Below are 6,790 nucleotides of genomic sequence, written 5' to 3'. Positions count from 1 at the left end.
CACATGTGGTTCGGCGACCTGGTCACCATGGAGTGGTGGAACGACCTGTGGCTGAACGAGTCGTTCGCCACCTTCACCTCGATCGCCTGCCAGGCGTCCGCGCCGGGCTCGCGGTGGCCGCACTCGTGGACCACGTTCGCCAACTCCATGAAGACGTGGGCGTACCGCCAGGACCAGCTGCCGTCCACGCACCCGATCATGGCGGACATCCGCGACCTGGACGACGTGCTGGTCAACTTCGACGGCATCACGTACGCCAAGGGCGCCTCCGTGCTGAAGCAGCTCGTGGCGTACGTCGGTGAGGACGAGTTCTTCAACGGCGTGCAGGCGTACTTCAAGCAGCACGCGTTCGGCAACACGCGTCTGTCCGACCTGCTGGGCGCGCTGGAGGAGACCTCCGGGCGCGACCTGAAGACCTGGTCGAAGAAGTGGCTGGAGACGGCGGGCATCAACGTGCTGCGCCCCGAGGTCGCGACGGACGCCGACGGTGTCATCACCTCCTTCGCGGTCCGCCAGGAGGCCCCGGCGCTCCCCGTGGGCGCCAAGGGCGAGCCCACGCTGCGTCCGCACCGCATCGCGATCGGCCTGTACGACCTGGACGACGCGGGCAAGCTGGTGCGCGTGAAGCGCGTCGAGCTGGACGTGGACGGCGAGCTGACGGCCGTACCCGAGCTGTCCGGCGTGCGCCGCCCGGCCGTGATCCTGCTCAACGACGACGACCTGTCGTACGCCAAGGTCCGCCTGGACGAGGAGTCCCTGGCCGTCGTCACCGAGCACCTCGGCGACTTCGCGGAGTCCCTGCCGCGCGCGCTGTGCTGGGCCTCCGCCTGGGACATGACCCGCGACGGCGAACTCGCCACCCGCGACTACCTCGCCCTGGTGCTCTCCGGCATCGCCAAGGAGTCCGACATCGGTGTCGTCCAGTCGCTCCAGCGGCAGGTGAAGCTGGCCATCGACCTCTACGCCGACCCGGCCGCCCGCGAGGCCCTGCTCACGCGCTGGACCGAGGCGACCCTCACCCACCTGCGCACCGCCGAGCCGGGCAGCGACCACCAGCTCGCCTGGGCCCGCGCCTTCGCGGCGACGGCGCGCACGCCGGAGCAGCTGGACCTCCTGGACGCGCTGTTGGAGGGCACTCAGACCGTCGAGGGCCTGGTCGTCGACACGGAGCTGCGCTGGGCGTTCGTCCAGCGGCTGGCTGCCGTCGGCCGCTTCGACGAGGCGGAGATCGCGGCGGAGTACGACCGCGACCGCACGGCGGCGGGCGAGCGCCACGCGGCGACGGCCCGTGCGTCCCGCCCGACCGCCGAGGCGAAGGCGGAAGCCTGGGCCTCGGTGGTGGAGTCCGACAAGCTCCCCAACGCCGTCCAGGAAGCGGTGATCGGCGGCTTCGTCCAGACCGACCAGCGCGAACTCCTGGCCCCCTACACGGACCGCTACTTCGAGGTCCTCAAGGACGCCTGGGACTCCCGCTCCCACGAGATGGCCCAGCAGATCGCGGTCGGCCTCTACCCTGCGATCCAGGTCTCCGAGGAGACCCTGACGAAGACGGACGACTGGCTCTCCTCCGCCACCCCGAACGCGGCCCTCCGCCGCCTGGTCTCCGAGTCCCGCTCGGGCATCGAGCGGGCGCTGCGGGCACAGGCTGCGGACGCGGGGGCTTCCGCGTAACTCGCCCTGCGGTTGTTCGCGTGACGGGCGCCCGGCCTTTTGGCCGGGCGCCCGTTGTCGTGGGGGCGGCCGACACTCCACGATGCTGGAGGTCGATCGAGAGGGGCCACCGCCACTTGGCCGTCGCCGCGGTGGTCAACGAGCGCCGCGAGGTCCTGATGATGTGGCGGCACCGCTTCATCACGGACGCCTGGGCGTGGGAACTCCCCATGGGTCTGGTCGAGGAGGGCGAAACTCCCGCCGACGCGGCCGCCCGTGAGGTCCTGGAGGAAACGGGCTGGCGCCCCGCACCCGTCAAGCCCCTGATCTACGCCGAACCCGCCAACGGCATCACCGACTCCCAGCACCACGTCTTCCGCGCCGACGGAGCGACGTACGAGGGCCCGCCGACCGAGAAGAACGAGTCGGACCGCATCGAGTGGATTCCCCTCGCCGACATCCGGGGCATGATCGACCGCCGCGAGATCGTGAGCAGCGGTTCCCTTGTCGGACTGCTCTACCTCCTCATGGACGAGGCGATCCGCTGAGCCGACGGGCCAAAACGGCCTTGAACCCCCGTACGCCCCCAACACAGGAGGACACCATGAGCGACAGCGGCTGGGTCAGTACCTCGATGCCCTATCTGACGCCTCGGGAGCAGGGGCAGTCGGACGCGTGGGGTGCGGAGGCGGCGGCGCGTGGCGGGAAGGGTGGGCAGCGCATCGTGTACGCGGGGGAGGTGGCCGCTTCGGAGGAGGTTGCCGGGCTGCTTGGGGTGCCCCGAGGGGAGGCTGTCGTCGTACGGCGCAGGGTCATCGAACTCGACGGGGTTCCTTGTGAGTTGACTGACAGCTACTACCCCGCCGACGTCGCCCGCGGCACCCCTCTCGCCGAGCGGGGGAAGATTCCCGGTGGGGCCGTCACGCTGCTGGCTCGGCTCGGGTGGCAGGGCGTTCGGGTCCGGGAGGACGTGACCGCGCGGATGCCCGGCGCCGAGGAGTGCGAGCTGTTGCGGATGGCGCCGGACGAGCCCGTTCTGCTGCTGAGCCGGGTCACGCTGGACGGCACCGAACGGGCCGTCCAGGCGGACCTGATGGTCATGCCGGCCCGGCGGCAGCGGCTGCGCTACGAGATGCGGATCGGGTGACGGGACCGGGTGACGGCTACGGCCGCGCCGGGACCAACCCGTCCGCCACCAGCCCCGCCAGGACCGCCGCGCTGAGGGTCTGGACGGCCGACAGGGGGCGGACCATGACCGTGAACTCCTTGATGCGGCCGTCGGAGGCGAAGTGGAGGAGGTCGATGCCGTGGATCTCGCGGCCACCTACCTCGGCGCGGAAGAGGAGGACCGACGAGGGGGCCGGGGTGGGGGCGGACGTGGTGTCGGAGGTGCCCGTGTGGTCGCCGATGTAGCGGAAGTTCTCGAAGGTGCGCAGGAGGACGCCGAAGAGGCCGAGGACCAGGGGCTTGCCCTCGAAGGGGGTGAACTTCACCGGGCTGTAGAAGCGGATGTCGTCGGTGAAGAGGTCCTCCAGGGCGGCGAGGTCGTGGGTGTCGACGGCGGTACGGAAACGGTCGGCGGTGTTCACGGGCCACTCCTTCATAGTCATGAATGTGAGTACTCATGGATATGAGTAGCATGAGCCGAGGCCCAGTGGACAGAGGTATGTGAGGAGCGCCCCCCATGGCACTACGGCACGCGGTTCTCGCCGCGCTCCTCGACGGCGAACTCAGCGGCTACCAGCTGGCCAAGGCGTTCGACGTCGGCGTGGCCAACTTCTGGTACGCCCAGCCCCAGCAGCTCTACGCCGAGCTGACCCGGCTGGAGCAGGCGGGGCTCGTCGCGGGGCGGGAGGTGGTGCAGGAGGGGCGGCCCAACAAGCGGCTGTTCCAGGTGACCGGCGCCGGTCTCGCGGAGCTGGAGACGTTCGCGGGCGCCTCCGACAAGCCGTCCTTCATCCGGGACGACCTGCTCGTCAAGGTCCAGGCCGCCGACCACGTCGACACCACCGCCCTGATCACCAGGCTCCAGGAGCGCGCCGCCTTCGCCCAGGCCAAGATCGACCTCTTCGGCAAGCTGCTGCGCAACCTCCGGGGCAGCCGGAGCGAGGAGGACTTCCTGCTCCACGGCGAGCGCGTCGGGCCGTACCTCACCTGCCTGCGCGGCCTCGCCTACGAAGAGGGCAACCGTGACTGGTGCGAGCGTACGGTCGCCGTTCTGACCGAGCGGCAGCAAAGCCGACCGTAAGCACGATTACGCGAGACCCACGTGCTCCCGCACCGCCCGCTCCGTCTCCCCCGCGTCCGCGTCGTCCGACGCCCACGCCACATAGCCGTCCGGGCGTACGAGCAGCGTCGTACGACGGCCGCTGCGCCACTCCGCCGCCGTCAGGTTCGCCGGGCGCGCCCCCTCGTACGGCCCCGGTGTGATCAGCACGAAGTGGCCGCCGCGCAGCGCCTCGTACAGCCGGGTGTTCCGCGCGAGGGCGATGTCCGGGGCCCGGCGGCCGGTGAGGGGGTGGGCGCCGCGCGGGGCGGGGTAGCGGTAGCCGAGGCCGGTGATCTGCGCGGTCGCCTTGTGGCGCAGGGGCGGACACGCGGACAGGAGGGTCGCCAGGGCCTCGCGGGCCGCCAGGGACCAGGGGTGTTTCGCCATCGCCAGGCGGATGATGCCGCCGCTGCTGCGCAGGACCGCGCGGCCGACGGGGTGGCGTTCGGAGTCGTAGGTGTCCAGGAGGGCGGGGTCGGACCGGCCGTTCAGGACCGCCGCCAGTTTCCAGCTCAGGTTGGCCGCGTCCTGGAGGCCGGTGTTCATGCCCTGGCCGCCCGCCGGGCTGTGGACGTGGGCCGCGTCGCCCGCGAGGAAGACCCGGCCGACGCGGTACGACGGCGCCTGGCGTTCGTCGCTGTGGAAGCGGGACATCCAGCGGGCGTCGTGCATGCCGTAGTCGCGGCCCAGGGCGAGCCGGGTGATCTCCTTGATCTCCGCGAGGTCCACGGGCGCGTCGTCGGGCACGTCGTGCCGCCGGTGCCAGCCGATCGCCCGGTAGTAGCCGTCGCCGAAGGGCGCGAGGAAGGCGAAGGCGTCGCCGACGGCGTTGGCGGTGAGCAGCGACGGGGGTTTCTCCGACAGGAGTACGTCCGCGAGGACCACGGAGCGGATCACCGAGCGGCCGGGGAAGGGGAGCCCGACCGCGCGCCGTACCGTGCTGCGCATCCCGTCCGTGCCCACCGCGTACGCCGCCCGCAGCCGTTCCGTACGGCCGTCCGGGCGGCTCGCCAGGACCGTGACGCCGTCGGCGTCCTGGGTCAGCCCGGTCACCTCGGTCTCGTACCGGAAGGCCGCGCCCGCCTCCATGGCGCGCCGCTCCAGGACCCGTTCCACCTCGTACTGCGGGATCACCAGGACGTGGCGGTAGCGGGAGGGCAGGCCGGAGAGGTCGATGCTCAGGCGGCCGAAGAAGCCGAGCCGGGTCAGGGGCTGTCCGGCAGCCTCCAGTTCGTCGGCCAGGCCGCGCGCGTCGAGCTGTTCGAGGGTGCGGGCGTGGACGGCGAAGGCGCGGGAGAGGTTGCTGATCCGGTGCGGGCGCTTCTCGAGGACGGTGACCGGGATTCCGGCCGTCGCGAGGTCACCCGCGAGGAGCAGACCGGTGGGACCCGCGCCCACCACGACGACTCCGCGGCCGTTCACGTCCCTGTCCATGGGGCCTCCTCGGAGCGCCGGGTGCCGCCCGTACGGCGTGCCGCGTGCCGCGCCGGGCGGCATACGGTTGCCCGCCCCCGCCCCGCCGGAAACACCGCGGGAGGCCATCGCCGTAGAACACCACCGGTGAACCCCGCCGTAGGACACCGCCGGTGGCCCCCGCCGGAAACGCCGAGGGCGCCGCCCCCACCCGTACGCGGACGGGAGGAACAGCGCCCTCGGAGAGTGGGAATGCGGGTCCGTCAGACCTTGGCGGACGACGACTTGGACGAGGTGGCGCCACTGGGCTTCGACTTGTCCAGCATGACGACCAGTCCGGCGATGACGACGAACAGACCGATCGGGAGCAGCACGTAGAGGCCGACGGTGTCGATGACGCTCAGACCGGGGCCGGGGTCGTCACCGTCGTCGCGGGTGAGCGCGAGCGCGGGGGACGACATGAGCAGCATCATCAGCGTCGTGCCGGCCGCCAGAGCACCGGCGCGCAGGGCGTTCTTCTTGTCCACGGTCCCAAACTAGCGAACGGCCCCCGGGCCCGCGCGCCCGGGGTGCCGTACTCAACACCTGGCTCACGCCCCCGGGGCCGCGAGACCGGCCCGCACCACCTCCAGGAGGGCCCGCAGCCGGGGTGACGTCGTCAGGGTCTCCAGGGCCACCGGGGCGCCCGCCGCGTCGGAGACCGGCAGGCGCCAGTTGGGGTACTCGTCCCAGGTGCCCGGCACGTTCTGCGGGCGGCGGTCGCCGATGCCGTCGGGGAGCCAGACGCCGATCATCCGGGCCGGGGTGCGCAGCAGGAAGCGGTGGAACCCCTCGATCTCGGCCGCCTCGTCGGTGCCGGGCGGCCCGGCGGCCGGGCTGTCGAGCAGACCGAGGCTGCCGAGCAGGGCGAGCCACTCCGCCGTGTCCGCGACCGCCTCCGCGCGCTCGTCGGCGGCCGGGCGGGTCAGCAGGCCGAGCCGGTCGCGCAGGTCGACGTGCTCGCCGGTGAGCCGGGCGGCGGTGGGCGGCAGATCGTGGGTGGTGGCGGTGGCCAGGCAGTCGGAGCGCCAGCGCTCGGGCGGCAGCGGGTGGCCGTCGCCCTCCCAGTCCCGCTCGAACCACAGCACGGAGGTGCCGAGCACCCCGTGCCGCCGCAGCGTCTCGCGCACGCCCGGCTCGACCGTGCCGAGGTCCTCGCCGATCACCAGCGACCCGGCGCGGGACGCCTCCAGGGCGAGGAGGGCGAGCATGGCGTCGGCGTCGTAGCGGACGTAGGTGCCCTCGGTGGGCGGGCTGCCCTCGGGCACCCACCAGAGCCGGAACAGGCCCATCACATGGTCGATGCGGACGGCGCCCGCGTAGCGGAACAGGGCGCGCAGCAGGCGGCGGTACGGCGCGTGGCCCGAGGCGGCGAGGCGGTCGGGGCGCCAGGGCGGCAGGCCCCAGTCCTGGCCGCGC

General features: G+C 72.3%; 7 protein-coding genes and 1 pseudogene. 4 read left to right on the top strand and 4 right to left on the bottom strand.

The window, feature by feature from the left end:
- From pepN to GTW40_RS19880, 3 genes and pseudogenes are all read left to right on the top strand, one after another.
- On the top strand, nucleotides 1–1,671 hold a 1,671-nt coding region (gene pepN / locus GTW40_RS19890; RefSeq protein ID WP_161181550.1), incomplete at its 5' end, for an aminopeptidase N.
- Between the two features lie 110 nt (nucleotides 1,672–1,781).
- Nucleotides 1,782–2,198: pseudogene (locus GTW40_RS19885) on the top strand (NUDIX hydrolase); the annotation flags it as partial.
- 56 nt (nucleotides 2,199–2,254) lie between these two features.
- Nucleotides 2,255–2,797, top strand: a complete 543-nt coding sequence (locus GTW40_RS19880; RefSeq protein ID WP_161181549.1) for a UTRA domain-containing protein — start codon at nucleotides 2,255–2,257, stop codon at nucleotides 2,795–2,797.
- A 16-nt stretch (nucleotides 2,798–2,813) separates the two neighbouring features.
- Here GTW40_RS19880 and GTW40_RS19875 read toward each other — a convergent pair whose 3' ends face one another.
- Entirely contained in the window at nucleotides 2,814–3,239 is a 426-nt protein-coding gene (locus tag GTW40_RS19875) for a nuclear transport factor 2 family protein (protein WP_161181548.1), read from the bottom strand.
- Between the two features lie 95 nt (nucleotides 3,240–3,334).
- On the opposite strand from GTW40_RS19875, the gene GTW40_RS19870 reads away from it, so the two are divergent.
- Complete coding sequence (locus GTW40_RS19870) at nucleotides 3,335–3,898, top strand: PadR family transcriptional regulator (protein WP_161181547.1); 564 nt, start codon at nucleotides 3,335–3,337, stop codon at nucleotides 3,896–3,898.
- A 6-nt stretch (nucleotides 3,899–3,904) separates the two neighbouring features.
- On the opposite strand, the gene GTW40_RS19865 is transcribed toward GTW40_RS19870, so the two are convergent.
- The 3 genes from GTW40_RS19865 to GTW40_RS19855 form a co-directional block, all read right to left on the bottom strand.
- Nucleotides 3,905–5,353 (bottom strand): FAD-dependent monooxygenase, encoded by a 1,449-nt coding sequence (locus GTW40_RS19865; protein ID WP_161181546.1) that lies wholly within the window; start codon nucleotides 5,351–5,353, stop codon nucleotides 3,905–3,907.
- Between the two features lie 242 nt (nucleotides 5,354–5,595).
- A complete protein-coding gene (locus GTW40_RS19860) occupies nucleotides 5,596–5,859 on the bottom strand; it encodes a hypothetical protein (RefSeq protein ID WP_161181545.1) in 264 nt (87 codons plus the stop codon).
- A 63-nt stretch (nucleotides 5,860–5,922) separates the two neighbouring features.
- On the bottom strand, nucleotides 5,923–6,790 hold an 868-nt coding region (locus GTW40_RS19855; RefSeq protein WP_161181544.1), incomplete at its 5' end, for a 4-alpha-glucanotransferase.

The organism is Streptomyces sp. SID4985, from assembly GCF_009863025.1.
GTDB lineage: Bacteria > Actinomycetota > Actinomycetes > Streptomycetales > Streptomycetaceae > Streptomyces.
Note: the sequence above shows the minus strand (reverse complement) of the source record. Positions and strands in the feature narration are given on the sequence as shown.

Bases quoted from the DNA above. Each gene is read 5' to 3' on its own strand.
- GTW40_RS19865 (WP_161181546.1), bottom strand. From the start codon at position 5,353: ATGGACAGGGACGTGAACGGCCGCGGAGTCGTCGTGGTGGGCGCGGGT.
- GTW40_RS19870 (WP_161181547.1), top strand. From the start codon at position 3,335: ATGGCACTACGGCACGCGGTTCTCGCCGCGCTCCTCGACGGCGAACTC.
- GTW40_RS19880 (WP_161181549.1), top strand. From the start codon at position 2,255: ATGAGCGACAGCGGCTGGGTCAGTACCTCGATGCCCTATCTGACGCCT.